The organism is Stenotrophomonas africana (assembly GCF_013004645.1).
In the GTDB taxonomy this organism is placed as follows: domain Bacteria; phylum Pseudomonadota; class Gammaproteobacteria; order Xanthomonadales; family Xanthomonadaceae; genus Stenotrophomonas; species Stenotrophomonas africana.
On sequence record NZ_JABEME010000001.1, the window covers coordinates 131,727 to 156,103 of the forward strand.

The 24,377-nt window shown below is 67.3% G+C and carries 25 protein-coding genes and 4 tRNA genes; 7 read left to right on the forward strand and 22 right to left on the reverse strand.

All coding sequences use genetic code 11. The features are described 5' to 3' along the window. Window positions 1-12: 12 nt before the first annotated feature. From HLA98_RS00860 to HLA98_RS00875, 4 genes are read right to left on the reverse strand one after another with little or no spacing between them, the layout of a single operon-like run. Complete coding sequence (locus HLA98_RS00860) at window positions 13-933, reverse strand: HlyD family secretion protein (protein ID WP_057500275.1); 921 nt, start codon at window positions 931-933, stop codon at window positions 13-15. Next, window positions 930-1,658: an ABC transporter ATP-binding protein gene (locus tag HLA98_RS00865; protein ID WP_012479691.1), complete on the reverse strand. Its 729-nt coding sequence runs from the start codon at window positions 1,656-1,658 to the stop codon at window positions 930-932. The genes HLA98_RS00860 and HLA98_RS00865 overlap by 4 nt, the downstream gene beginning before the upstream one ends. Window positions 1,659-1,668: 10 nt before the next feature. After that, window positions 1,669-2,808: an ABC transporter permease gene (locus HLA98_RS00870; RefSeq protein ID WP_057500274.1), complete on the reverse strand. Its 1,140-nt coding sequence runs from the start codon at window positions 2,806-2,808 to the stop codon at window positions 1,669-1,671. Further along, window positions 2,805-4,268, reverse strand: coding sequence for an efflux transporter outer membrane subunit (locus HLA98_RS00875; protein WP_057500273.1), 1,464 nt, complete (start codon window positions 4,266-4,268; stop codon window positions 2,805-2,807). Before HLA98_RS00875 ends, HLA98_RS00870 begins: the two co-directional genes overlap by 4 nt. Before the next feature lie 189 nt (window positions 4,269-4,457). Here HLA98_RS00875 and HLA98_RS00880 point away from each other — a divergent pair, with 189 nt between their 5' ends. Next, window positions 4,458-4,805 (forward strand): hypothetical protein, encoded by a 348-nt coding sequence (locus HLA98_RS00880; RefSeq protein WP_057500272.1) that lies wholly within the window; start codon window positions 4,458-4,460, stop codon window positions 4,803-4,805. A 67-nt stretch (window positions 4,806-4,872) separates the two neighbouring features. Here the strand turns inward: HLA98_RS00880 and HLA98_RS00885 are convergent. Together HLA98_RS00885 and HLA98_RS00890 are read right to left on the reverse strand one after the other, a co-directional pair. After that, a tRNA-Gly gene (locus HLA98_RS00885) sits at window positions 4,873-4,948 on the reverse strand. Window positions 4,949-5,065: 117 nt separating this feature from the next. Next, a complete protein-coding gene (locus HLA98_RS00890; RefSeq protein WP_057500271.1) occupies window positions 5,066-6,172 on the reverse strand; it encodes an NAD(P)/FAD-dependent oxidoreductase in 1,107 nt (368 codons plus the stop codon). Window positions 6,173-6,536: 364 nt separating this feature from the next. Here HLA98_RS00890 and HLA98_RS00895 point away from each other — a divergent pair, with 364 nt between their 5' ends. Then, window positions 6,537-6,986 carry a hypothetical protein gene (locus HLA98_RS00895; RefSeq protein WP_057500270.1) on the forward strand — a complete coding sequence of 150 codons (450 nt, stop codon included), beginning with the start codon at window positions 6,537-6,539 and terminating at the stop codon, window positions 6,984-6,986. 149 nt (window positions 6,987-7,135) lie between these two features. On the opposite strand, the gene HLA98_RS00900 is transcribed toward HLA98_RS00895, so the two are convergent. The 13 genes from HLA98_RS00900 to HLA98_RS00960 all read right to left on the reverse strand — a co-directional run bounded on the left by HLA98_RS00900 (window position 7,136) and on the right by HLA98_RS00960 (window position 20,924). After that, a tRNA-Gly gene (locus tag HLA98_RS00900) sits at window positions 7,136-7,211 on the reverse strand. 153 nt (window positions 7,212-7,364) lie between these two features. After that, complete coding sequence (gene pgsA / locus HLA98_RS00905) at window positions 7,365-7,991, reverse strand: CDP-diacylglycerol--glycerol-3-phosphate 3-phosphatidyltransferase (RefSeq protein WP_012510614.1); 627 nt, start codon at window positions 7,989-7,991, stop codon at window positions 7,365-7,367. 18 nt (window positions 7,992-8,009) lie between these two features. After that, window positions 8,010-9,854 carry an excinuclease ABC subunit UvrC gene (gene uvrC, locus HLA98_RS00910; RefSeq protein WP_057500269.1) on the reverse strand — a complete coding sequence of 615 codons (1,845 nt, stop codon included), beginning with the start codon at window positions 9,852-9,854 and terminating at the stop codon, window positions 8,010-8,012. Beyond that, complete coding sequence (locus tag HLA98_RS00915) at window positions 9,851-11,263, reverse strand: hypothetical protein (RefSeq protein WP_057500268.1); 1,413 nt, start codon at window positions 11,261-11,263, stop codon at window positions 9,851-9,853. The genes uvrC and HLA98_RS00915 overlap by 4 nt, the downstream gene beginning before the upstream one ends. Continuing rightward, window positions 11,260-11,748, reverse strand: coding sequence for a low molecular weight protein-tyrosine-phosphatase (locus HLA98_RS00920; protein WP_057500267.1), 489 nt, complete (start codon window positions 11,746-11,748; stop codon window positions 11,260-11,262). Before HLA98_RS00920 ends, HLA98_RS00915 begins: the two co-directional genes overlap by 4 nt. Continuing rightward, window positions 11,745-12,518, reverse strand: a complete 774-nt coding sequence (gene kdsB / locus HLA98_RS00925) for a 3-deoxy-manno-octulosonate cytidylyltransferase (protein ID WP_057500266.1) — start codon at window positions 12,516-12,518, stop codon at window positions 11,745-11,747. Before kdsB ends, HLA98_RS00920 begins: the two co-directional genes overlap by 4 nt. A 74-nt stretch (window positions 12,519-12,592) precedes the next feature. Next, a complete protein-coding gene (lpxK, locus tag HLA98_RS00930; protein WP_057500265.1) occupies window positions 12,593-13,612 on the reverse strand; it encodes a tetraacyldisaccharide 4'-kinase in 1,020 nt (339 codons plus the stop codon). Then, window positions 13,612-15,360 carry a lipid A export permease/ATP-binding protein MsbA gene (gene msbA / locus HLA98_RS00935; RefSeq protein WP_057500264.1) on the reverse strand — a complete coding sequence of 583 codons (1,749 nt, stop codon included), beginning with the start codon at window positions 15,358-15,360 and terminating at the stop codon, window positions 13,612-13,614. The genes lpxK and msbA overlap by 1 nt, the downstream gene beginning before the upstream one ends. Further along, complete coding sequence (locus HLA98_RS00940; RefSeq protein WP_004152323.1) at window positions 15,357-15,779, reverse strand: ExbD/TolR family protein; 423 nt, start codon at window positions 15,777-15,779, stop codon at window positions 15,357-15,359. Before HLA98_RS00940 ends, msbA begins: the two co-directional genes overlap by 4 nt. 3 nt (window positions 15,780-15,782) lie before the next feature. Continuing rightward, a complete protein-coding gene (locus HLA98_RS00945; protein ID WP_049444519.1) occupies window positions 15,783-16,445 on the reverse strand; it encodes a MotA/TolQ/ExbB proton channel family protein in 663 nt (220 codons plus the stop codon). Between the two features lie 3 nt (window positions 16,446-16,448). Beyond that, the gene (locus tag HLA98_RS00950; RefSeq protein ID WP_057500263.1) at window positions 16,449-18,848 is read right to left on the reverse strand and encodes a DNA internalization-related competence protein ComEC/Rec2; all 2,400 of its coding nucleotides are present in this window, start codon (window positions 18,846-18,848) and stop codon (window positions 16,449-16,451) included. A gap of 59 nt (window positions 18,849-18,907) precedes the next feature. Further along, entirely contained in the window at window positions 18,908-20,251 is a 1,344-nt protein-coding gene (locus tag HLA98_RS00955; RefSeq protein WP_049444515.1) for a sensor histidine kinase, read from the reverse strand. Window position 20,252: 1 nt separating this feature from the next. Then, window positions 20,253-20,924, reverse strand: coding sequence for a response regulator transcription factor (locus tag HLA98_RS00960; protein WP_057500262.1), 672 nt, complete (start codon window positions 20,922-20,924; stop codon window positions 20,253-20,255). Between the two features lie 145 nt (window positions 20,925-21,069). Between HLA98_RS00960 and HLA98_RS00965 the strand changes: the two genes are divergently transcribed. Together HLA98_RS00965 and HLA98_RS00970 are read left to right on the forward strand one after the other, a co-directional pair. After that, window positions 21,070-21,837 (forward strand): MipA/OmpV family protein, encoded by a 768-nt coding sequence (locus HLA98_RS00965; RefSeq protein WP_057500261.1) that lies wholly within the window; start codon window positions 21,070-21,072, stop codon window positions 21,835-21,837. Window positions 21,838-21,867: 30 nt separating this feature from the next. After that, window positions 21,868-22,152: a hypothetical protein gene (locus HLA98_RS00970; RefSeq protein WP_019337170.1), complete on the forward strand. Its 285-nt coding sequence runs from the start codon at window positions 21,868-21,870 to the stop codon at window positions 22,150-22,152. Window positions 22,153-22,162: 10 nt separating this feature from the next. Here HLA98_RS00970 and HLA98_RS00975 read toward each other — a convergent pair whose 3' ends face one another. Further along, window positions 22,163-22,303, reverse strand: a complete 141-nt coding sequence (locus tag HLA98_RS00975; protein ID WP_162838403.1) for a hypothetical protein — start codon at window positions 22,301-22,303, stop codon at window positions 22,163-22,165. A 161-nt stretch (window positions 22,304-22,464) separates the two neighbouring features. Between HLA98_RS00975 and HLA98_RS00980 the strand changes: the two genes are divergently transcribed. The 3 genes from HLA98_RS00980 (at window position 22,465) to HLA98_RS00990 (ending at window position 23,928) form a co-directional block, all read left to right on the forward strand. Further along, on the forward strand, window positions 22,465-23,034 hold the full coding sequence (locus HLA98_RS00980) for a TlpA family protein disulfide reductase (RefSeq protein WP_049444509.1): 570 nt from the start codon (window positions 22,465-22,467) through the stop codon (window positions 23,032-23,034). Window positions 23,035-23,147: 113 nt separating this feature from the next. Beyond that, window positions 23,148-23,336 (forward strand): hypothetical protein, encoded by a 189-nt coding sequence (locus HLA98_RS00985; RefSeq protein WP_057500260.1) that lies wholly within the window; start codon window positions 23,148-23,150, stop codon window positions 23,334-23,336. Between the two features lie 259 nt (window positions 23,337-23,595). After that, window positions 23,596-23,928 carry a hypothetical protein gene (locus HLA98_RS00990; protein WP_057500259.1) on the forward strand — a complete coding sequence of 111 codons (333 nt, stop codon included), beginning with the start codon at window positions 23,596-23,598 and terminating at the stop codon, window positions 23,926-23,928. A gap of 96 nt (window positions 23,929-24,024) precedes the next feature. On the opposite strand, the gene HLA98_RS00995 is transcribed toward HLA98_RS00990, so the two are convergent. Continuing rightward, window positions 24,025-24,099, reverse strand: a tRNA-Val gene (locus HLA98_RS00995). A gap of 98 nt (window positions 24,100-24,197) precedes the next feature. Continuing rightward, window positions 24,198-24,272 (reverse strand) — tRNA-Val (locus tag HLA98_RS01000). Between the last annotated feature and the right edge of the window lie 105 nt (window positions 24,273-24,377).

Here is a 24,377-nt window from a genome sequence, read left to right on the forward strand (position 1 = left end):
ACGACGCCAGACCTACTTCCGGAACTCCACCCGCACATGCTGGCCGAAGCGCGCCTTGGCCTCGCCATCGAACTCCAGTACACACTCCACTACCTTGGCCACGCCACGCCCTGCATCTTCAGGCAGGCGTGCCTGCGCGAACACAGGGCTGATGCGCACCACGCGTGCGGACGGCAGCGTGCCGGTGTTCTCGGCACCATCGCTGTCCGGCACCACGGTAGCCTTCATGCCCACCTGCACGGCATCGGCATAGGCGGCGCTGAGTTCGGCACGTACCTGCAGCGGGCGCGCGGGCAGCAGGGAGATTGCCGGCTTGCCGGCCTGCACGAATGCGCCAAGGCCAGGCACCTGGCCGACCACGGTGCCGGCTTCCGGCGCGCTCAGCGACATCTGCTGCAGTTTCAGCCTGGCGTGTTCCAGCTTGTGCTGGGCCAGGTCGACCTGCGCACTGGCCACGTCGACATCGGCGCGCACACCCGCCAGCTGCTGCTTGGCCGCATCGGCCTGCTGATTGGACGACACGCCTTCGCTGGCCCCCGTGGACAGGCGAGTAGCGTTGCGCTCCAGTTCGCGCAGCTGCGCCTGACTGCCCTTCAGGCGGTCATTGGCCAAGGCGAGATCGGCGCTGGCCATCGCCACCTCCTGCTGCAGCAAGGCACCATCCAGCGACAGCAGCAGCTGCCCCTTCTTCACCGTGGCGCCCTCCTTCACCGGTGCGGCGGTGATCGAGCCATCCACCGGCGGTGCCAGCGCGATCAGGCCACCCTCGACGTCGATGATGCCGCGCGCCACCGCGACCTTGCCGACGGCGGTTGCACCGGCCTTGCCCGAAGGCGACTGTGCAGGCGCAGGCGTGTCCCTGGAACAGGCGCCGAGCAGCAGTGCCGCGGACAGGGCCAGGCTGAGGGGAAGCAGGTGCGACGTCTTGGTCATGGGGCGGACTCTACAGTTTCGTTCTGGCGGCGGTCATCACGGACCATGCCGTCTTCCATGGCGATCACCCGATCGGCATGCCGGATCAGACGCGGATCGTGGCTCACGCACAGCACGGTGGCGCCATGCGCACGTGCGTAGCGATGCAGGATGTCGATCACGCGCTGGCCGTTCTCGGCGTCCAGCGCGCTGGTGGGTTCGTCTGCGAAGATCAGCGTCGGCGACTTGGCGAAGGCGCGGGCAACGGCCACACGCTGCTTCTCGCCGCCGGACAGCTGCGCCGGGCGCATGTGACTGCGGTGGCTGAGGCCCACTTCTTCCAGCGCTTTGCGCGCCAGCGGTTCGCTTTCGCGATTGCGCATGCCGCGGTAGCCCAGCGGCAGCTGCACCTGCTCCAGCGCAGTCAGTGCCGGGAACAGATTGAAGCCCTGGAACACGAAACCGACATGGTGCAGGCGGAAGCGCTCGACCTCGCTGCGGGTCATGTGCCCCACATCCTGGCCGAGTGCGTGCACGCGGCCACCATCGGGCGCGGACAGGCCGGACAGCAGCGACAACAGCGTGCTCTTCCCGCAACCCGACGGGCCCGATACCAGGGTCAGCTCGCCAGGATAGATGTCCAGCGACAGGCCGCGCAGCACCGGCACCTGCACGTCGCCGGACATGAAGCCCTTTTCAAGTGCATCGGCCCGCAGGGTCGGGGCGACGGCGCGTGTGGAAGTCATCGGCCGGTCCTCAACGCAGCAGCAACGATGGATCGGAGCGGACGACACTGCGCACCGCCATGATGCTGGAGAGCATGGCCATCACCGCAACCAGCGCCACACAGCCGAGGATCACCATTGGCGTCAGCTGCACCGGCACGCGCTGGGTCTGCGCGATCAGCAGCACCACGGTACTGAAGGCCGCCGCCAGCAACATGCCCACGCCGCCGATCAGCAACGCCTGCTCGAACACCACCCGCGCCAGCGCATAGCGACCGGCGCCGAGCGCATTGAGCGTGGCGTACTCGCGTACCGAACCGGCCACTACCGAGGCGAACGACTGGTTGGTGATCACCGCGCCGACGAAGCAGACGATGACGGCCATGAACAATACCGCGATGCCGGCACCGGTATCGAACAGCCAATACTGCTGCGAGCGGCTGGCGAACTGCGGCGCGGTCCAGAACTCGACCGGCGTGGCCTGGCCCATCGACGCGGACAAGCGGTCGCGCACCCGATCGGCCAGGTCCGGCGAGCGCAGGCCCGCCACGAAGTAAGTGCTGCCCTCGTGTGGGTCGGTGCCGGCGATGGCGCGCGCGGTATCCAGCGAGGCCAGCACGTTGACGCCGCCAAGGCCACGCAGTCCCGGTTGTGCAGCGACCACGCGCACGGCCTTGCCGTTGATCCAGGCACGGTTGTTCTGCAGGTCCACGCCCAGCGTATCCAGGTCGGCGCTGTCCACGATCACGGCCCCCGGTTCGCGCAGCTGTGCACGCAGGTCGGCCGGCAGGATGCGCGCGAACATCATTGCATCGTCGCGGGTGGAGATGCCGGACAGATACACCGACACGTTGCCGGTACCCTGCGCGCTGGAGCGCCATTCGCCATCCACCCACTCGTAGGGTTCGACGCGGGTGACATCCGGATCCATGCGCAGGTGGCTTTCCACATCGGCGCTGATCGCGTGGCCGTAGTTGACGCTCTGGGTGCCGGGGAAACCGGCCCAGATGTCGGCCGAGGATGCCTTCACATAGATCGCGGCGGTGCCGAAGATGCCCAGCACCAGTGCGGCCTGCACGATCAACAGCACGCCGGCGAAACACATCGCCAGCACCACCGGCAGGAACCGGCGCCACTCATAGGCCAGGGTCTTGCGGGCCAGCGCGATCATTGCTGTTCGCCCTCAGCCTCGACCGGCAGCGGTGCGCCGCCAAGGGCGCGGTACAGCGAAGCAAACGCCAGCACGCGTGCGCCCTGCGCACCGATCAGATCCGCCTGCGAAGCGAGCGCGGCACGCTGCGTATCCAGCCCATCGAACTCGCTGGACAGGCCCAGCTGCACCTGCCGCGCCTGGCGCCTGAGCTGCTGGTTGGCGGCATCATTGGCCGCACGCAGCGACTGGATGCTGCTGTCCTGGCGCGCCAGGCTGCCCAGCGCGCCTTCCACTTCGCTCACGCCTTCCAGCACGGCCTTGCGATACCCGAGCAGCGCGGCGTCCAGTTGCTTCTCATCGGCATGGAAACGCGCACGGCGTTGGCCCCAGTCCCACAGCGGAATATCGACGTATGGACCGATCGACGGGCTGGAGTCGGAATTGGAGCGCGCGTTCTGGGTAAGGTTGTAGGCATACAGAATGGAGCCGCCGAGGCTGATCCGCGGGTACATCGCGGCGCGCGCCGAGCCCTTGCTGGCGGCGGCCTGCATCACCTCCGATTCGGCCAGCAGGATCTGTGGACGGTGGCGCAACAGGTCTGCCGGGACCTGCTGCAGCGAGAACGCGCCCAGCTTCGGCGGCGTGCGATAGGCGCGCCAGGCCGGATCCGGGCCATCTCGGCCCAGCAACACTGCCAGCGCGCGGGCCGCGTTGTCCGCGTTTTCCCGGGCCTGTGCCGTGGCGGCGCGGGTGGCGGCCTGGCGTGCACGCAGGCGATCCAGTTCGCCCGGCTCGTCCAGGCGCAGGCGCTGGCGGACCAGCGCCAGCTGTTCGCCGCGATCATCCACGGCCTGCTGTCTGGCCAGCAGATCCTGCTGGGCCTGCGCCACGGTCAGGTCCAGATAGCTGCGCACCACGTCGGCAATCACCGCTACCTGCGCGGCATTGCGCAGCGCCTCGGCATTGCCGGCCGAGGCCTGCGCGCTCAGCTGCGCACTCTCGGCGGCGCCGAACAGGCCCAGGTCCCAGATCGCTTCAATGCCGGCATGGAAGTAGGTATCGACAGCGGCGGCGTCCTGCACCTGCTTGGCGCTGGCGGAGATTTCCGGCAGGAAACGCGAGTCGGACGTGCCAGCGACGATCCGAACGGCCTGCAGGCGCAAGGTGGCCTGCTGCAGGTCGAGATTGCCGGCGACCGCCTGATCGACCAGGCCATCCAGCGCCGGGTCGGACAGCACTTTCCACCATTGCCTGGCGTCCACCGCTACGCCTTGCCCCTGCGGCACCTGGGTCCAGGTGCTGGGCGTGCGGTCAGGCAGGTCTGGCACCGGCACCGACATGCAACCGGCCAAGGCTAGGCTTGCCAACAACGCACCAGGGCGCAGGACTGCATGCAGGGAGAGTCCGCGCCCGGTCCTGGGCACTGCCACTGAAGTGATACGCCTGACCACCAGCCCGCCAACGTGTAGAAGGAGCATGAAGGCTACCGTGCGATTGTGGAGCGAACATGGAGAAATCGTCCGAAAAAGGTCACAGCACGCGTGCGGTTCAGGCAACGCCGACCCAGCCTTTCACTACGCTTTCAATGCGTTCCTGGCACGGAACACTGGACGGCATTTCCGGCGCATTGCACATTGCGGCATTGCCTTGCTTGATGCTGCCCGACCATGAAACGTCCCCACCGCTGGCTCTTGATTGGCTCGGTCACGACAGCGACTGTCGGTGCGATCGTACTCGTCCTGACCACCCCACTGGTCTCGAACGCCATGCTGCTACTGATGGAGCGCAGCAATTTCATCCCGGGTGAATCTTCGATCTTCACCTTCGAGCCATATGCCATCAACCAGGGCTCGTCGAACTACTGGCTGTACGGGAAGGATCACACCTACTACTACCACTTCACCTACGAAGATGACGTTCCCTACGTCTACATCCCGCAGGACAACCGCTGCCCCGGTTTCGACCGGCAGGATGCCCGGACCTGGTGCAGCGCCCTGCCCGGCAAGCCACGCTAGCGCGGCAGTGGTGCAACCGGTGTGACAAACGAAAAACGCCCCCTTGCGGGAGCGTTCTTCTTGAATCTGGAGCGGGAAACGAGACTCGAACTCGCGACCTCAACCTTGGCAAGGTTGCGCTCTACCAACTGAGCTATTCCCGCAGATTCCGTTCGACCTGCGTCGAAGGAGCGCTATTGTGTCGATATTGCTGCACGGCGTCAACAGGAGTTTTCACGTGAAGTGAAGGGCAGCGTTCAGGCGCCTCCGCCTGCTCTCTGTCACGTGCGCAGGCCACGGCGGTGAAAGTAGACCTGCTCGGCGATGCGCCGCGTGGCCGCCGTGTGCAGCAGCGCGTTGAGCGGCCAGTCGACCTGCAGATGATCCATCGCCCAGCGCAGCAGCCGCTTGCCATGGAATGCCGGCGCCGCCTGCCGCGCCACCCGTTCCGCTTCCGGCCCTTGCCCACGCAGATGGCGGGCAATCGCCTCACCGACTGCCCAGCCATGCCGCCACGAAGAGTGGATGCCCCCGGCGGACAGCGGCGAGACGATGCCCGCCGCGTCGCCGGTCAGGATCACGCGCTGGCCGGCGATCGGCCCATCCGGCCGGCCGCAGGGCACCAGCCCTGCGCGGGTGCCCGAGGGACGCGCCGAAGGCGGAATGCCGACCCCATCGCGCACGTGGTCGAGGAAGCCATCGATATCCGGCGGCCGTACCTGTTGCGGATCATGACGCAGCGCCAACCCGACCTGCAGGCCGGTTGGATTCTGCGCGACCCAGCCGATGTAGCCCGGCGCGTAGCGCTTGCTGACAAAGCAATGCAGCGCATCGCCCTGCGTCACCTGCAGGCCGGCGAACTCACGTTCGACGCCGTAGAGATTGTCGCGCACCTGGCCGAGCCCGGTGCGCTGGGCAACGCGTGAGCGTGCACCGTCGGCGCCGACCAGATAGGCGCAGCGCCCTGCCCCTTCCACCTGCCAGCCGTCACCACAGCGACGTGCGTCGGTGAAGGACCGTTGCAGGCGCAGGTCGACACCATTCGCGCGCAGCTCGCTGGCCAGCCAGCGCATCAGGTTCGGCGTATCGGTGGTGAGGAAGTAATAGCCCGATGCGGCCAGCAATACGCTGCGCAGGTTGGGCGAATACAGGCGCACGTTCGCGACCCGCAGCACGAGATGCTCGGGCATGCGCCCCAGCCAGGTCTGCTCCATCGCTTCCTTCACCACGATGCCAGTGGTGTGCAGGCGCTCGCCGGGGTCGGCCTTGCGTTCCAGCACGCAGACGCGCAGGCCGTATTGGACAGCGGCCAATGCACAGGCGGCACCGGCGAAACTGGCGCCGACGATGACCACATCGTGGTCGTAGGCGGAAGAAGTTTGGGGCATGGCTGCATCGCCTTGGAGAATCGGAGATGCAGGTTCGCCAGCGCGGATGGTAGGGCGATGGGGTGTGGGTGAAGTGGGGATGAAGCCACCTCTTCCGATCAGCCAGCAATTCAGAAAACTTGTATGGACTGAGTCAGGATGACCGTCGATATTTTGCGGTCAGTGAATCACCAAGCCAGTCTTGGGGATTGCCAATCAAACCGATACCCGTCACATGAGAACGGCAAGCTGCAGGTGAGCATTGGCAGAAGCGATTGAACGTTGTCAATCGGCCGGCGGGGAACTGAGCACTCCACGCAACGTCTTCTCCCAATGGAAATCAGGGACGAGCGACCAGCCCGGATCAGAACATTCGAGAACGCACATGGATCACTTTGACCATCTTGGTTACTACTACGGCGAAGAAGAAATCCAGCACCTTCTGATGGAGCTTGGCATAGTCGATGTTCCCGTGTTGGAATCCGAATGGACAGATGCCTACCTATCAAATGAGTCACTAGGTATCGAGCTGACCCTCTCGGATTCTGAGTCTTTGGTCTCCCCTGCCCGCGACTATCCGACCAATGCGCTGGTGCTATCCAACTTCCGCTACTACGGACGGCAGATTGGGGACTTTTCCATTTACCAAGGTGCCTTGCCCCACGACCTCACTTTCGGCCAAGGCAGGGACGAAATCCTGTCAATGTTTGGCGAACCAGAATGGAAGAACCCGGAGAACAGCCGCATGCGCTGGATATGCGGCAACTATCGAATCCATATGACATTCGACAAGCACGGAAAACTGGCGATCGTCTCCGGAGGGTTGCCGTTCTAGGCCCTCTGCCTGCAATGCACCTAGCCTCGCAAGCAGATGGTGATGCCCACCACATCAAGCCACTCCCATACTCTGCTCGAAATCACCTCGGGGCACGTTGACGGCCCATAACGAAAAACGCCCCCTTGCGGGAGCGTTCTTCTTGAATCTGGAGCGGGAAACGAGACTCGAACTCGCGACCTCAACCTTGGCAAGGTTGCGCTCTACCAACTGAGCTATTCCCGCTTGGGAGGCGAAATTCTACCTGTTCTGGGAATGGCGTCAAGCGCTTTTTTCAGGGTGTGCAAGGCACATTGCATCGTGCATCCGCGCCACGCGGGGATAGGCGCGTCGATGGGGTCAGAGCCCTTTCCTTCGGAAAGGGATCCGACCCCGGGCTCAGTTGCCCAGCTTCTTCTGCCGCGCACGCTCGCGTGCCGCGCGCTCGTCATCGCGCAGGCTCGGCCAGGCAGCGTGCAGGTACTGCAGGCCCGACCACAGGGTCAGCACCGCGGCAATGGCCAGGGTCCAGTCACCGATGTGGAACACCGGCCAGCCCATCCAGATGTCTTCTACCGGCACGTTCGGGGCCACTGAATACAGCAGGCACAGCAGTGCGACCATCTGCGCGGTGGTCTTCACTTTGCCGATCATCGCCACGCGCACCTTGGCGCGCTGGCCCAGCTCGGCCATCCACTCGCGCAGCGCCGATACCGCAATCTCACGGCCGACGATGACCGCTGCCCAGAAGGCCATCCACGGCGTCGGGTGGCCCTGCACGATCAGGAACAGTGCCACTGCCACCATCAGCTTGTCCGCGACCGGGTCTAGGAAGGCGCCAAAGGCCGACTCCAGCTGGTAACGGCGTGCGATCCAGCCGTCGAGCCAGTCGGTGATCGCGGCCAGGCCGAAGATCGCCGCCGAAGCGAAGTTGGTCCAGGTGTAGGGCAGGTAGAACACCAGCACCAGCACCGGGATCATCACGATCCGCAACAACGTCAGCCAGGTGGGCAGGGTCAACTTCATGCTTGCGTGCTTCTCTCTCTACTCGGCCGCATCAGGCGTGGCCAACCCGTGCAGGTTAGCGTAGATGCGTGCCGCAAGGGCGTCATTGATGCCTTCCACCTTGGCGATTTCCGCTTCACCGGCCGCTTTCAGGCCCACCAGGCCACCGAAATGCTTGAGCAGGCTGGCGCGGCGGCGCGGCCCGATGCCGGGTATATCCTCAAGCTTGCTGGTCATCCGCGCCTTCTGGCGGCGGCCGCGATGGCCGGTGATGGCGAAGCGGTGCGCCTCGTCGCGCACCTGCTGGATGAACTGCAGCGCCGGGTTGGCCGCGCCCGGGCGCAGCTCGCGGCCATCGGGCATCACCAGCGCTTCGTGGCCGGCGCGGCGCTCCACGCCTTTGGCCACGCCCACCAGCAACACGCCTTCCACGCCCAGATCGGCCAGTGCGGCCTGGGCCTGCGCCAGCTGCCCGGCGCCGCCGTCGATCAGCAGCACGTCCGGCAGCACGCCCTGCTCTTCCACCGCACGGCGGAAGCGGCGGTCGATGGCCTGGCGCATGGCGGCGTAGTCATCGCCCGGCTCGATGCCGCTGATGTTGAAGCGGCGGTACTGCGCGCGCACCGGACCGGCGGCGTCGAACACCACGCACGAGGCCACGGTAGCCTCGCCCAGGGTGTGGCTGATATCGAAACACTCGACCCGCTTGACCGGCTCGGCCAGGCCCAGCATCTCGCGCAGCGCATCGCTGCGCGCGTGCTGCGCGTTGCGGCTGTTGAGTTCGGTGGCCAGGGTCAGCTGCGCGTTGCGGCTGGCCAGTTCCACGTAGCCGGCGCGCTCGCCGCGCACGTTCCACTTCAGCTGCACCTTGCGCTCGGCGGAGGCCGACAGCGCGGCAACCAGCAGGTCGGCGTCGGGAATCTCGCGGTCCAGCAGGATCTCGCGCGGCGGCTCGAATTCGATGTAGTACTGCGAGACGAACGCGGCCAGCACCTCTTCCGGGCTTTCTTCACCGTTGGTGCGCGGGAAGAACGGACGGGTACCAAGGTTGCGGCCATCACGGAACGCCAGCAGCAGCACGCAGGCCTGCGAGCCCTGCATGGCCACCGCCAGCACGTCCAGGTCGGCGGCGCGGCCATCCACGTACTGCCGGGTCTGCATGCTGCGCAGCGAGGAAATCAGGTCGCGCAGACGCGCAGCCTGCTCGAATTCCAGTGCCTCGCTGGCAGCCTGCATCTGCTCGCCCAGCTCGCGGGTGAGCTCGTCGCTCTTGCCTTCGAGGAACAGCGCGGCGCGGCGTACCGACTCGGCATACTCCGCTGCCGGCACCAGCTCCACGCAGGGCGCGCTGCAGCGTCCGATCTGGTACTGCAGGCAGGGCCGCGAGCGGTTGCGGAACACGCTGTCCTCGCAGCTGCGCAGCTTGAACAGCTTGTGCATCAGGTTCAGCGTTTCGCGCACTGCGGTCACGCCGGGATACGGCCCGAAATAGCGACCGGGAATGGCGCGCGGACCACGATGCAGCGCGATGCGCGGCCAGTCCTCGCGGGTCAGCAGCACATGCGGGTAGGTCTTGTCGTCGCGCAGCGAGACGTTGTAGCGCGGCGACAGCGACTTGATCAGCTGGTTTTCCAGCAGCAGCGCCTCGGCTTCCGAGCGCGTCACGGTCACGTCCATGCGCGTGATCTGCGAGATCATCGACATGATCCGCGCGTTCTTCGGGCTGCCGTTGAAATAGCTGCCGACGCGATTGCGCAGCGCGCGCGCCTTGCCCACGTACAGCAGAGTGTCGTCGGCCGCGTACATGCGGTATACGCCGGGGGCGGTGCTGAGCTGGGCCGCGAAGGCCTTGCCGTCGAAGACCGGAGCAGGAACGTCGGTCATTCGCTGATCGGCACTTCGCTGAGCACGCCGCTGTCGGGGTCGAATCGCAGCACGGCGTGGGCGTCGGTCTCGGCGATCCACACCGCCCCGGCGCCCACCGCCAATCCGGCCGGGCCATGCAGGCGACGCGGCAGGGGCTGGGTGGTCAGTTCGCCACCGCCCAGGCGCAGCGTGCGCAGGCGGCCGTTGCCGGTATCGGCAATCCACAGCAGCGGGGCGTCCGCGCTCAATGCAATCGCCTGGGGGAACTGCAGGCTGGCCTGCGCACGCGGGCCGTCTTCACTGCCGAAGCGCCACGGCCCCTGCCCGACCAGCGTCTGCACCAGGTCGCCGCGCAGTTGCAGCGCGCGGATCGAGGAACCCAGCGCATCGGCCACGTACAGCACCTGCTGCACCACGGCCAGCGCGGTTGGCTGGGCAAAGGCAGCCAGATGGCCGCTGCCATCCCGCTCGTCGATGGAACCACTGCCCGCGCGCCATTGCAGGCTGCGCTGGCCCAGGTGGTAGCTCCAGATGCGGTTGTCGCCGGCCATGGCGATGTACAGCTGGTTGTCGGCGATGGCCAGGCCAACCGGATGGTCCAGCGGGACCTGCCGCGCCTGCGCGACCGGACCTTCCACCGGCGCCCCGGGACGACCGTTGCCACACAGCGTATCGACGATGCCGGTCAGCAGGTTGATACGGCGCACCGCGTGGTTGCCGGTGTCGGCGACGTACAGCGAATCGCGCTCCAGCACCAGCGCCTGCGGGCGATGGAACGCCGCTTCGGCGAGGTTGCCGTCCATGAAATCGGCGGTGCCGAGGCCGAACTGGCGCAGGATGCGGCCACCATGGCTGCATTCGAGGATGCGGTGATGGCCGCTGTCGGCGATGTACAGGCGTTCGGTGCTGACCGCCAGTCCCTGCGGGAAGCGCAGGGACTGGCGCGGTTCCGGATGCAGTTCGCTGCCGCCGCGCGGCGGCGCCGACGGTGCGCCTTCGCACAGTGCGTTCAAGGCACGCTCCAGTTCGCCGGGCGCGCCCTGGCCGACCAGCCGCTGCTGTTCGCGGCCCTGCGCATCCAGCAGCACCAGGGTCGGCCAGGCGGTGATGCCGAAGCGACGCCAGCCATCCCAGTCGGCATCTAGCAGCACCGGCATCGACAGGCCCTGGCGGCGCAGCAGCTTCAGTGCGGCACCGGCGTCGCGTTCGAAGTCGAAGCGCGGCACTTGCAGCACCAGCGGTTGCAGCTTGCCGGGGTGGCGCGACAGCCATTGGCCGAATTCGGCCAGGCGTTGCGCGCTCCAGGCGGAGGCGGCGTTGACGAACAACAGCGCCACCGGCCGACCGCGCAGTTCGGTCAGGGTGCAGGGGGTGGCATTGAGCCAGGTGGCGAACTCGGGCAGGTCCGGGACGGGCTGGACGTTCATGACCCGATTATGCCGGAGTCGGCGTCATGCAACAGTCGTGCCACGGCACGTTTTGCAGCATTGTCGACCAGCGACCAGACCTGTTCGAAATGATCACTACCGCCGGTGTAGGGATCCGGGATCGCCATCCGGCCCTCTCCGCCCGACCATGGCAGGTACAGTGCCAGGCGTTCGCGCTGGGCAGAGGTGGCCAAGCGACCGGCATCACGCAGGTTGGCTTCGTCGGCGCACAGGATCCAGTCGAAGCGGTCGAAATCCGCGGCCTGCAGCTGGCGCGCACGCAGGCCGCCGATGTCCACACCGTGCCCGGCCGCGCAGGCGATGGCGCGCCGGTCCGGTGGCTCGCCCACGTGCCAGTCGCCGGTGCCAGCCGAATCCACCTGCACCCGCCCAGCCAGCGGCGAGGCCTCCAGGCGGGCGCGCAGCGCACCTTCGGCCATCGGCGAACGGCAGATGTTGCCGAGGCAGACGACCAGCAGCTTCATCGCGCGGCCATTGCCTGCAACAACGCTTCGGCGCGCTCCAGGTCCTCCGGGGTGTCGATGCCGGCAGGGAACGGCTCCGGCGAGATCGCCACGCTGATCGGGAAGCCCGCTTCCAGCACGCGCAGCTGTTCCAGCGATTCGACCTGCTCCAGCTGGCCCGGCGGCATCGTCGCGAACTGCTGCAGGAAACCGGCCCGGTAGCCGTAGATGCCGATATGGCGCAGCCAGTTGTGACCGGCCGGCAACGTGTCGCGGCTGCGCGCAAAGCCATCGCGGTGCCACGCGATCGGCGCGCGGCTGAAGTACATCGCCTCGTTGCGCACGTTGCGCACCAGCTTCACCACGTTCGGGTCGAACAGGGTGTGCGCGTCCTCGACGGTCGTGGCCAGGGTCGACATCGGCGCATTGCCTTCAACCAGCGCCTCGGCCACCGCACGAATACCCGCCGCGGGCGCGAACGGTTCATCGCCCTGCAGATTGACCACCACGGTGTCGTCGGCCCAGCCAGCGATGCGCGCGCACTCGGCCAGGCGGTCGGTACCGGAAGCATGCGAGGTGGCGGTCATTGCCACCTTCACTTCGGCCAGCCCGGACAGTGCGTCGGCAATGCGCTGGTCGTCGGTAGCGACCCAGACCTCTCCGGCACCGGCCTGCAGCGCGCGGCGCGCCACGTGCAGCACCAGCGGCTCACCGCCCAGCAGGCGCAGCGGCTTGCCCGGCAACCGCGAGGCGGCATAGCGGGCCGGAATGGCGACGACGAATTCGGTCATGGGGCGGTACTCGGCAGGCTCGTTACAACGGGAATGCGGCCGGCGGCGCATGAATGCAAGCGCCGCCGCGCCATTCAGTTCGGTCGCAGCTTGTCCAGGCGGTCGGTCAGCGCCACCCAGAATGCGGCAGGCAGCTCGGCACGCAGTGGGACCGCGTAATGCCAGTCATTGCCGAACGCGCGGCATTTCACCGCATCCTTTTCGGTCATCAGCACCGGCAGCTGGCTGCCGAAGGACAGGTCCTGCGGCTGATAGGCCTGATGGTCGGCGAAGGCGTGCGGTACGACGCCGATACCACGTGCGCGCAGCATGTCGAAAAACCGCTGCGGATGCGCGATGCCGGCCACGGCGTGCACGCGCTGGCCCTTGAAGTACGACAGCGGACGGGCACGGCCTCCGGCCAGCGGTTGTGCGCTGGCGATGTGCAGTGCCATCGGCCACTGGCCGAAGCCACAGGCCTGGGCCGCAGATTCCTCATCGGCCTGGCCGAGATTGACCACGCGGAAATCGCACTCGCTGGCGCGGCTGACCGGCTCGCGCAGTGGTCCGGCCGGAATCATCCGGCCATTACCGTAGCGGCGCTGCGCATCAACCACCTCGATTTCGATGTCGCGCGCCAGCCGGTAGTGCTGCAGACCGTCGTCGCAGACGATCACATCGCAGCCGGCCTCGATCAGCGCCTTGCCGGCAGCAACGCGGTCACTGTCCACGCGCACCGGCACGCCGGTCTTCCAGGCGATCAGCACTGGTTCGTCACCGCCCTTGGCGGTCGGCGTATCAGCCTTCACCCAAAGCGGTTTGTCCGCATCTTCGCGGCCGTAGCCACGACTGGCCACGCCCGGCTTCCAGCCGGCGGCACGCAGGCGCTCGACCAGGGCGATGGTCAGCGGCGTCTTGCCGGTGCCCCCGGCGGTGATGTTGCCAACCACGATGACCGGTACCGGCAGCGTGTAGCGCTTGCGCCAGCCACGCCGATAGGCCCGGCGGCGCAGCGCGGTGACGCCGGCATACAGCGGCGCCAGCAGACGCATCGCCCACGGAACCGGGCTGCCGTCGTACCAGTACGGCGGGGTCTGGGTACCCTTGCCGGCCATCAGTCCTGCCTTTCGCGGAACTGCATGCTGTGCAGATGCTGGTACAGGCCGCCCATGGCAAGCAGCTCCTTGTGGGTGCCACGTTCGACGATGCGCCCGTGGTCCATCACCAGCACCAGGTCGGCGTGCTCGATGGTCGACAGGCGGTGCGCGATGACCAGCGTGGTGCGCTCCGGCATCAGGCGCTGCAGCGCATCCTGCACCAGCCGCTCGGATTCGTTGTCCAGCGCGGCGGTGGCTTCATCAAGGATCAGGATAGGCGCATCCCGCAGGATCGCGCGGGCGATCGCCAGGCGCTGGCGCTGGCCGCCTGACAGCAACGCGCCGTTCTCGCCTACCGGGGTCTGCAGCTGCTGCGGCATGCGTGCGATGAATTCCCACGCATTGGCCGCTTCGGCCGCCGCGCGGATCTGCTCGTCGCTGGCCTCCATGCCGTAAGCGATGTTGGCAGCGATGGTGTCATCGAACAGCATGACCTTCTGCCCCACCATCGCCACCTGGCGACGCAGGTCGGCCAGCGGATAATCATCCAGCGCCACGCCATCAAGGGTGATGCGTCCGCCGCTGGGTTCATAGAAACGCGGCACCAGCCGGATCAGGCTGGTCTTGCCGCTGCCTGAGCGGCCGACGATGGCGGTGACCGTTCCGGGCTTGGCAACAAAGCTGATGTCGTCCAGCGCAATGCCACTGTCCTCGCGGTAACGCAGCATGACGTGGTCGAAGGCCAGTTCGCCACGCACGCGCTGCACTGTCTTGCGGCCCTCGTCGCGCTCCACCGGCATGTCGAGAATGCTGAACAGACGCTCGGCAGCTGCCACGCCCCGCGAGATCGAGGTCTGCACGCTGGTCAGACGACGCAGCGAAGGAATGATCGCCATCATCGAGGTCATCAGGCCCATGAACTGGCCCGCATTGAGACGACCGGCAAGCGCTTCGCGCGTAGATACCCAGACGATCACCGCCAGTGCCAGGGCGGCCAGGAACTGGACCACGCTGGACGCCGCGGCACGGGTGACTTCCACCTTCATGTTCAGCGACAGCATGCGGTTGGCCAGGCGCGAATAGCGTGTGATCTCGTGCTGCTGGGTGCCATGCACCTTCACTTCCTGCTGCGCGGCCAGCGACTGCTCGGCGGTCTGCGCCATCGAGCCCATGCCGTCCTGGATGCCACGGCTGATGCGGCGGTAGCGCTTGCCCACGAAGGACACGATCACGCCGATCAGCGGCACCACCACCAGCATCGCCACGGTGACCTTGACGCTCATCTGCAGCATCACCGCCAGCATGGCGATGATGGTCAGGGTATCGGCGACCACGGTCTTGAGTGCATCGGCGCTGGCCTGGGTGACCTGCTCGGTGTCGAAGTTCAGGCGGCTGACCATCACCGGCGTCGCTTCGGTATCGAAATGCGAGGATGGCAGGTGCAGGTACTTGGCCAGCACCTGTTCGCGCAGGTCGCGCACCACGCTGCGGCCGGTCTTGGCCAGCGCATAGTCGCTCACCCAGGTGGCAATGCTGCGCATCAGGAACAGGCCGAGGATCGTCAGCGGCAGGATCACCGCCATGCGCGGTTCCGGATTGACGAAACCACGGTTGACCAGCGGCTCCATCAACTTGGTGAAGTGATAGCCCGCCAGGGCTTCGACCACCATGGCGATGACCGCGGCCACCATGAACGCCCAGTAGGCGCGGGTGTACCCCAGCAGACGTTTGTAGATCGGCCACACCGGCGCGTGATTGGAACTCATGGACGCACCTCGGGTGCTGTTGCAATGGCAATACGGCGGAAGCCGAGCTGACCCAGCGCATCCTGCGCGGTCACCACGGCCTGGTAGGGAGTGCGTGCGTCGGCACGCAGCAGCACGGTCTGCTCGCGATCGCTGCCGGCCACGGCGGCGATGGTCTGCTTGACCGACTCGACGTCGCTGCGCAGCACTTCCTGGTCATTGATGAAGTAGCGGCCTTCGGCGTTGATCAGCACGCTGAGCGAGCGCGGCGGTTCGTTGGTCTGCTGCTGGCTGGCCGTAGGCAGCTGCACCTGCAGCGTCGAACGCGCATCGAAGGTGGTGGTGACCACGAAGAAGATGATCAGCACCAGGATGACGTCGATCAGCGGCACCAGATCGATATGCGGCTCATCCTGGGATCGGTCGTTGCCGATACGCATCGATCAGGCCTTCGCCGTGGCGGCGCCGGCCGGACGCGCGGCCGGGGCCGGGTTCATCACCCCGGGACGGCCGTCGAGCGTATCCAGCAGGGCGCTCGCTTCCTGTTCCATTTCCACCACGTAACCGTGGATGCGGCCCTTGAAGTAGCGATGGAACATCAGCGCCGGGATGGCCACGATCATGCCGGTGGCGGTGCACACCAGCGCCTTGCCGATACCGCCGGCCAGCTGGTTCACGTCGCCCACGCCGTGGTCGAGGATGCCCAGGAACATCTGGATCATGCCGATGACCGTGCCAAGCAGGCCCAGCAGCGGGCCGGCCGAGGCGATGGTGCCCAGCGCGTTCAGGAAACGCTCCATGCGGTGCACCAGGTGACGGCCGGTGTCTTCGATGCGTTCGCGGATCTGGTCGCGCGGGCGGTTGCGCGCTTCCAGTGCGGCGGCCAGCAGCGCGCCCAGCGGCGAGTTGCTACGCAGGGTCTGCAGGTGGGCCGGGTCGAGCTTGCCGCGCGCGGCCCAGTTGCGCACTTCCTGGCCGAGGCCGGGCGGCAGCACCTCAGTTCGCCGCAGGGACCAGAAACGCTCCAGGATGATCGCCAAAGCCAGTACGCCCAACAGCAGCAGCGGCACCATCGGCCAGCCACCGGCCTTGACCAGTTCCCACACGTTTCAACCCTCCGGCCCAATGGCCGCTTGTTCGATCGGCGATAGGATAGCAGCCGACCGCGCCCGCCCAGCGGCATCCCACCACCGGGATGCGTGGATACGCTGTTCACGCAGCTGCAGCCCTTGTGCACCAAGCCATACGCGGATCGCCCCGGAGTCGGCCGTGGCCAGCACTTCCGCCCCCTGCGCCTGCCAGCGCTCGACCACGTCCCGGCGTGGATGACCGAAGCGGTTGCGGTGCCCGGCCGAGACCACCGCCAACCGTGGCGCCACGGCGGCCACCCACGGCGCGCTGGAGCTGCCACCGCTGCCATGGTGCGGCACCAGCACCACATCCGCCTTCAATGCCGCCGGAGACGCCTGCAACAGCACCTGCTCGGCCGGGCGGCCGATATCGCCCGGCAGCAGGACCACGCCATGACGGCTGGCGACGCGCAGCACGCAACTGTCTTCATTCTCAGCCTGCCGGCTGCCCGGTGCCGGGTGCAGCACCTGGAAGTCGACACCGTCCCACTGCCAGCGCATCCCCTGCTGGCAGGGCGTGGCTCCGGCGATGGCGCTGCCGGGCGGCGCCATCAGCTGCAACCCGGGCAATTGCCGGCGCAGGCTCGGCAGGCTGCCGGTGTGGTCCAGATGGTCATGGCTGAGCATCGCCCGCTGCGGCGGCCCCTGCCCCAGCGCACGCAACACCGGCACCAGGATCCGTTCATTGCCATCGCCTCCGGTCGGCGGCCCCACGTCGTACCAGAGTGCGTGCCGCGCCGTGCGCAGCAACACCGCGGTGCCCTGGCCGACATCGTGCACCAGCAGCTCCAGTTCCCCTTCGGCCGGTGCATGCCGGGCGGGCCACAGCAGTGGCAGGCACAGCAGCAGGCCCGCCAGGCCACCGCCGCCGCCGCGCGGCAGCAGCCACCAGAACACCCCCAGCAGCGCCGCCGGTACTGCCCAGCGCGGCGCCTCGGCCAACCACCACATCGCCTGCGGGTGCAGAGCCAACGGCTGCAGCGCCTGCCAACTGAACTCGAACAGCCAGGCGGCGGCGCGCCATGCCCAACGCCCGGCGCCGTCATGCAGCGCGTGCAGGCCGGTACCCAGCAGCGACAACGGCACCACCAGCAACGTCCACCACGGGATGATCGGCAGATTGACCAGCGGGCCCAAGCGCGCGGTGCCACCGAACAAGGCCACGCATAGCGGCAGCAGGCCGAGGCTGGCCACGCCCTGCGCGGCCAGGAAGCCGCGCAGGCCGCCGCCGACGCCCTCCGGCCCGGTCCGCGGCAGGCACCACAGCAGCCACAGCACGCCGCCAAAGCTGAGCCAGAACCCGGCCGACAGCACCGACAGCGGCGCCGGCAGCAGCATCACCATCGCGGCCAGGGCCAGCCCCTGCCCCGCACCCACCGGGCGACGTCCGGCACGGGCCAGTGCCACCAGCGCGATCATCAGCGCCGCGCGCACCGTTGGCAGCGCGCCGCCGGCTGCCACGGCGTAAGCGGCTGCGGCCAGCGCCGCGCCCCACGCCGCCGCCTGCGGCCGTGGCCAGTACCGTCCCAGCAGCGGACACAGCCACCACGACAAGCGGCACAGCAGTACGCCGAAACCAGCCACCACGCCCACGTGAAACCCGGAAATGGCGACCAGATGGGTCAGGCCCAGCGCGCGCAGGTGCTCCCAGTCGGCATCGGATAGTCCGCGGGTGTCGCCCAGGGCCAAGGCCTGCACGAACCGTGCGGCAGGATGTGCCACCTGCGTGGCGATGGCGTCACTACTGCGCTCGCGCCAGGCCGGCAGGCCCTGCGCGGGCGTGCGCTCATGCGCAGCGCCCGGATCGCGCACCGTGCCATTGCCGGAAATGCCGCGCAGCAATGCATGGCGTTCGCCATCGAAGCCGCCCGGATTGATCCGCGAGCGTGGCGCACGCACGCGCAACGACAACTGCCAATGCGATCCCGCACGAACTGCATGGCGTCCGCCCTCGGCCTCGTGCGCTGACGATCTGCGCCACGGGTCGTTCCAGGTGACCTGCAGGCGCTTGCCACGCAGTGCTGGCAGCGTATCGGCCTCATCCACGCGCAATACGAAGCGCGTGTAGCCGGGCCCGCGCTTTGGAAGATCAGCCACCCGCCCGCGCACCTGCACATCCTGCGGCGGCGCGCCCGGTGGTAGCTGGCCGTGCAGGGCCCACTGCCCGTGCAATGTGGCCCATGCCAGGCCGAGCGCGATTGCAGCCCAGGCGCGGCCGCGCCAGCACAACAGCCAGCCCGCGCCGCCGGCAACCGCCATCGGCACGCTCAGCCACAGCGGCAGCAGCACCGGCATCTGCACGCAGGCCAACGCACCCAGCACCAGGCCGGAGGCGCAGCCGGGGCCGAACAGGGCCGGCACGGAACGTTCGGAGACCATTCCACCAGCCTGCCGCCAGGCGTAACAGGCTGCCTATCGGGGTTTTCCCCGCGTGGCTGTCAGCGCCGGACGGTGCCGCGGTGGAAGTTGACCCGGAAGCTGGCACCGCCGCCGGCGGCCTCACCCACACTGACCGAGCCGCCGTGGTGCTGCACGATCTCCTTCACCAGGTGCAGGCCCAGGCCACTGCCGCTGCCCGCCGCGCGGAGGCGATGGAAGGGTTCGAAGATCGCCTCGCGGTCGCTCACTGGAATACCGGCGCCCTGGTCGCTGACTTCCAGCAGGCCGCGCGTGTCCAGGCGCACGCAGATGGTGCCGCGTCCGCCGCCGTGGACGATGGCGTTGTGCACCAGGTTGGCGATCACCCGGCCCAGCGCCAGGCTGTCGCCGTGGATCCACACCGGAGCCTCCGGTGCATCCACTTCGAAGCCATAGCCGGCACCGACCACCAGTGGCGCCAGATCAGCGGCTGCCTCACGCACCAGCAGCGCCAGGTCCAGCCGCTGCAGCGCGCCGACGTTGCGATCGAGCCGCTGCAGATCCAGCAGATGCTCGGCAACGTTGCCCAGCCGCGCAACATCGGTCAGCAGCTGCGACTTGAGCTCGCCCTGCGGCAGCTGCGACAGGCGCGCCTGCACCACCGCGATCGGCACCCGCAGTTCGTGCGCGGCGTCGGCAAGGAACTTGTCACGCGCCGCATAGCCCTGCTGCACCTTGTCGATGGCATCGTTGAAGGCCTCCACCAGCGGCGCAACCTCGGTCGACACCAGCTGTGCATCCAGCCGCGCGCCGGCCTGGCCGATGTCCAGCTCCTTGGCCTGCTGTGCGGACCGGCGCACGCCACGCATCGCACGGTGGATCACGGTCGGCATCACCAACAGCGTGACCACGATCAACGGCAGGAAGAACCACAGGCCGATCAGGCGCAGCACCATCAGCGCGCCATCCAGCAACCCGCCCTTCGGTGCCCCGCCCACCATCACCGTGATGCGCCGCCCATCTTCGTTGCGGATCATCACCCGCGCCACGTCCAGATAGGGCGGCACCAGTGAACCCAGTTCGGTTGCACCCACTGTCGGCAAGCGTGCCAGCAACGGCGCGTGGATCGCCGGAATCGTGCCGCGTTCCAGCCACATGCCCTTGTCGTCGACCGCCGCGAACCAGAGATTGCCGCCGGCCCCGGCGTTGAGCTTTTCCCAGCGCGCCTGGTCCAGCACCAACCTGCCACCTTCGCTGTGCACGGCTTTGGCCACTGCCTCGGCGGTGAACATGTCCATGCCCCAGGAGTCTTTGTCGCCCCAGGTCAGGATCAGCGCGACTACCGCGAACAGCACGGTGAAGGCCTGCGCCAGGAACAGCCGCCAGGCCAGGCCAAGCGTGATGGAGCGGATCGGACGGGCCATCTCAGGCCTCCGCCAGCAGGTAGCCGACGCCTCGGATCACATGGATCTCCACGCCGGCCCCGGCCTGCTGCAGCGCCTTGCGCAGCTTGGAAATGTGCGCATCAAGCGCATTGGACTGGATCTCATCATCAAAACCGTACACCGCCGCCTCCAGTGCGCTGCGGGTGACCGTGCGCCCCTGGCGCATCGCCAGCGCCTGCAGGACCAGTACCTGCCGGCGTGGCAGCGCCAGTGCCTGTCCCTCCACCTGTGCCTGCAGCGATTCGAAGTCGAATTCCAGCCGGCCCAGCCGCAGGCTCGGCGTCACCATTGCCGAGGGCCGCCGCGAGACTGCACGGATGCGCGCCATCAGTTCTTCGATCGCCACCGGCTTCACCAGATAGTCATCGGCACCGACGTCCAGCCCCTCGACCTTGTCCGACAGCGTGCCCTTGGCGGTCAGCATGATCACCGCCAGGTTCGGGCGCAGCGCGCGCGCGGTCGCGACGAACGCCACGCCATCGCCATCGGGCAGCTGGCGGTCGAGCAGCATCAGCTGGTGCACCGGCTCGCGCAGCGCGAGCGCGGCTTCGGCCAGGCTGCCGACCACGTCGGCGACCACGCCCTGCCGCTCCAGGCCCGACTGCAGGGCACGGGACAGATCGGGATCGTCTTCGACCAGGAGGATGCGCATCAGGGGCTCGGCTACCGGAAACGGTGCCGATCATAGTGCCTGGCGCCGGGTTTGGGCGCGTTCGCGTGCCGATTGCCAAGGCGCAATGTTCTGACAATGTTGTGCCCCCACCATGCGCAGCCATCCCCCGCAAAGTGGCTGATCGATGCCGTCGCTGTCCCCGACCCTGCTGCCCCCGTTGCTGTTCTCCGCTGCCATCGGCCTTCCGTTGATCGCCCACGCCGCCGACCGCAACACGGGGGTGCAGGCCGGCATCAGTGCCGGCGCGACCTCAGGGGCGTACGCCCACTACGACGTCAAGCCGCTGGTCGTACCGTCCATTGCCTGGCAGGGCGAGCGCTTCTTCGCCAGCCCGGGCTCGCTGGGCATGTACCTGTACAAGCGCGAGGGCCTGCGCCTGTCGGCGGCAGTCACGCCCTACACGCTGCGCTTCAAGACCGACGACGTGAACGATCCTCAGCTGCGTCGCCTGCACAGCCGGCAGATGTCCGCCATGGCCGGCATCAATGGTGAATACAGCGCCGACTGGGGCATCGTCGAGGCCAGCGTGATGCGCGAGGTCACCGGGCACGGAGGTGGCATGGAGACGCGCCTGCACTACAGCTATCCGATCCAGGCCGGTCGCTTCACCTGGGTGCCCAAGGTCGGCGTGGTGCACTCCAGTGCGCGCCTGCTCGACTACTACTACGGCATCACCGACGAAGAAGCGCTGCGCTCGGGACTTGCCGCCTACACCCCGGGCAGCGCGACATCACCGAGCCTGCAGATCGCCGTCAGCACGCCCCTGGGCACGAAGTGGCGCGCGACCGGCGTCGTCGCCAACCAGTGGTTCGGCGATGCCGTAAAGGACAGCCCGATGGCCCGTCGCGGTACCCAGACGTCGGCCTTCGTTTCCCTGATGCGCTCGTTCTGATCGAGCGCCCGTAACGGAAAAGGACCCCCCATGGCCTCCGTCTCCCCTGCTGCTGAAGCGCACGCGATCCTGCGTGCCCCGGACCTGGACAGCGCCGAGCGCGCCTACCTGGGGCTGCTGCCCGACCTGGAACACGTGAACGCACTGACGCGCCGCGCACTGGGCCTTTCGCGCGCTGCCGATGCAGCGCGCGGCTATGCGTTGTCGATGACGCTGGTGGGATTGCGCCTGCAGGAACTTGAGATGGGCGAAGCAACCGCAAAGGAACATCGCCAGGCCACCCTGCGCAGCCTGCGCCAGGCCTTCAGCGCCTGAGCGACCGCGCTCAGCGGAATGTGGTCCAGGCCAGCACCGCCGCCAGCAAGGCCACCCAGATCACCGCCTTGAAGGTGCCTTCCAGCATGTTGCCGCCGAACAGCAGTTCGAAGAACGGATTGGGTCTGGAAACCGGTACGTGATCGCTCATCGGTGTTTGATCCTGGTGGTGGTGGCGGGGTGCGCGTGTCTGACCGCGCAGGCACCACTCTAGTCCAGGCGGCGCCTCTACGGATGTGCGGGGAACATCGCCTTAACATCCCACGCGCCCGTTCGGGTATGTTCGGTCCAACGCTGTGTCAAGGATGATCGATGCTGAAGCGCGTCCTGTTCCCCGTTGTCGCCCTGCTGCTGTCCGCGCTGATCGTTGCGCTGGGATGGCAGAACCACCAGCTCCGGCAGATCAACGCGCAGATGGCTGCCCAACTGCAGAACATGCGGCTGGAAGCACATGGTCCCGGCCTGGGCAGCCGCCCGGATGCACTGGCACTGCGCACGACCCAGCACACCCACGTCGATATCGGCGGCGCGCGCGACGCACCTCAGATCCTGTACTTCTTTTCCACCACCTGCCGCTACTGCCTGGCCTCGATGCCGCAGCTGCAACAGATCGCAGCAGCGCGCGGCCGCAGTGAGCTGATCGGTGTGGGACTGCCTCCTTACGACCAACTGGCCGACTACGCCGGACAGCATGCGTTGCAGTTCCCGATCGCCATCGACAGCGAGGGCGATGCGTCCAATCGCTACCGCGCCACGGTCACGCCGATGCTGATGGTGCTGGCCACCGATGGCAGCGTGATCTACAAGCATGTGGGCCAGCTTGATGAGCAGGTGGTGCGCGCCGCCATGAACTCGCTGACGCCAGTCGCCGCACTGCCCTGAGATACCGCGCGCCGCATCAGCGCGCGCGTCATCGTTTACCGCATACGCGCCACAACCGGCACCCCAGTGCCTTCGGCAACTGCAACACCACTACGCCAACCAAGGAGATACACATGATCGGGAAGAAAGTGCTTTCGTCCGTCGCCAGTATCGTCGTTGTTGCGGCCATGGCCTTCGGTGCCAGCCAGGCCTTCGCCGTCGCCCCCAAGACCGGCTATGCGCCCGGTTGCGAGCCGCATCCGAGCTGCCCGTTCGGCAACTCGGGCAAGCCTGGCCAGGTGCTGTGCTGCGATCCGCTGTAATCGAAGCCGCGCCGCAGGTCGGCCCCGCTGATCTGCTGCAGGTGCCGCAGCGCTGAGCCAGGCCTGCGGCGATGATTGGTGCCCACCCGCACATTGGGCACCGCGCCGGGTCGCCTCCAGGGGCGGCCCGGCACTTCCGGCCCCGGATTCATCCTTCCCCGGGCGCCTTGGCGCGCGCTTTACCGGCTTTCGTCGCATACCGGTTTCACACCGCAGGGGGCAATGCCACGCTGGACTCCCTTCTCCGGAGCACCGTGCCATGCCGATGCTTGCCCTGCTGCTGTTGTGCGCCGGCCTGTTCGGCCGCGATACCGACGCCGGGGATGCCTCCCTGCGCAGCCAGATCCTGCAGGCCGACGCCGGGCAGGCAGAAGCATCATCGATGCCGGATCGGAAAGCGGATCCAGCAACCCTGCAGCTGTACCGGCTGCGCCAGGATCGCGTACTGCGCGTGGGCAATCAGCCGCTGCAGGCCGACGCCCCGCAGCGGCACGCCGGCTCGGCGCGCTTTGCGCAGGTCTGGGAACGCGTGGACGGGCACTGGCGGCTGCAGCGCATGATCAGCCTTGACGAATGGGTGGCCCAACGCTGACCGCGGGTTGCAGGCCACCGGCGCAAACGAAAAAAGCCGGCCCAAGGCCGGCTTCCATCGTGATCCACCGCTGCACCGGCAATGCCGGGAGCCAGGTGGTGGGCGGTACAGGGTTCGAACCTGTGACCCCTACCATGTCAAGGTAGTGCTCTACCGCTGAGCTAACCGCCCATCTTGTTCTTGCCGCCCGAAAGCTGGCCTTGCTACGTAAAAACCCGGCGCCAGGGCCGGGCTTTGCAGTTCACGACAGCCTCCTTCCGAAGACTTCGTGGTGGGCGGTACAGGGTTCGAACCTGTGACCCCTACCATGTCAAGGTAGTGCTCTACCGCTGAGCTAACCGCCCGTTTTTGCTTCTGAACGTCCGCGATTGCGTCGGTGCAGGCCGCGTATATTACGGATGCCGGCCGTGAAGCGCAACACTTTTGTGAAGAAGATGCTGCACTGCCGC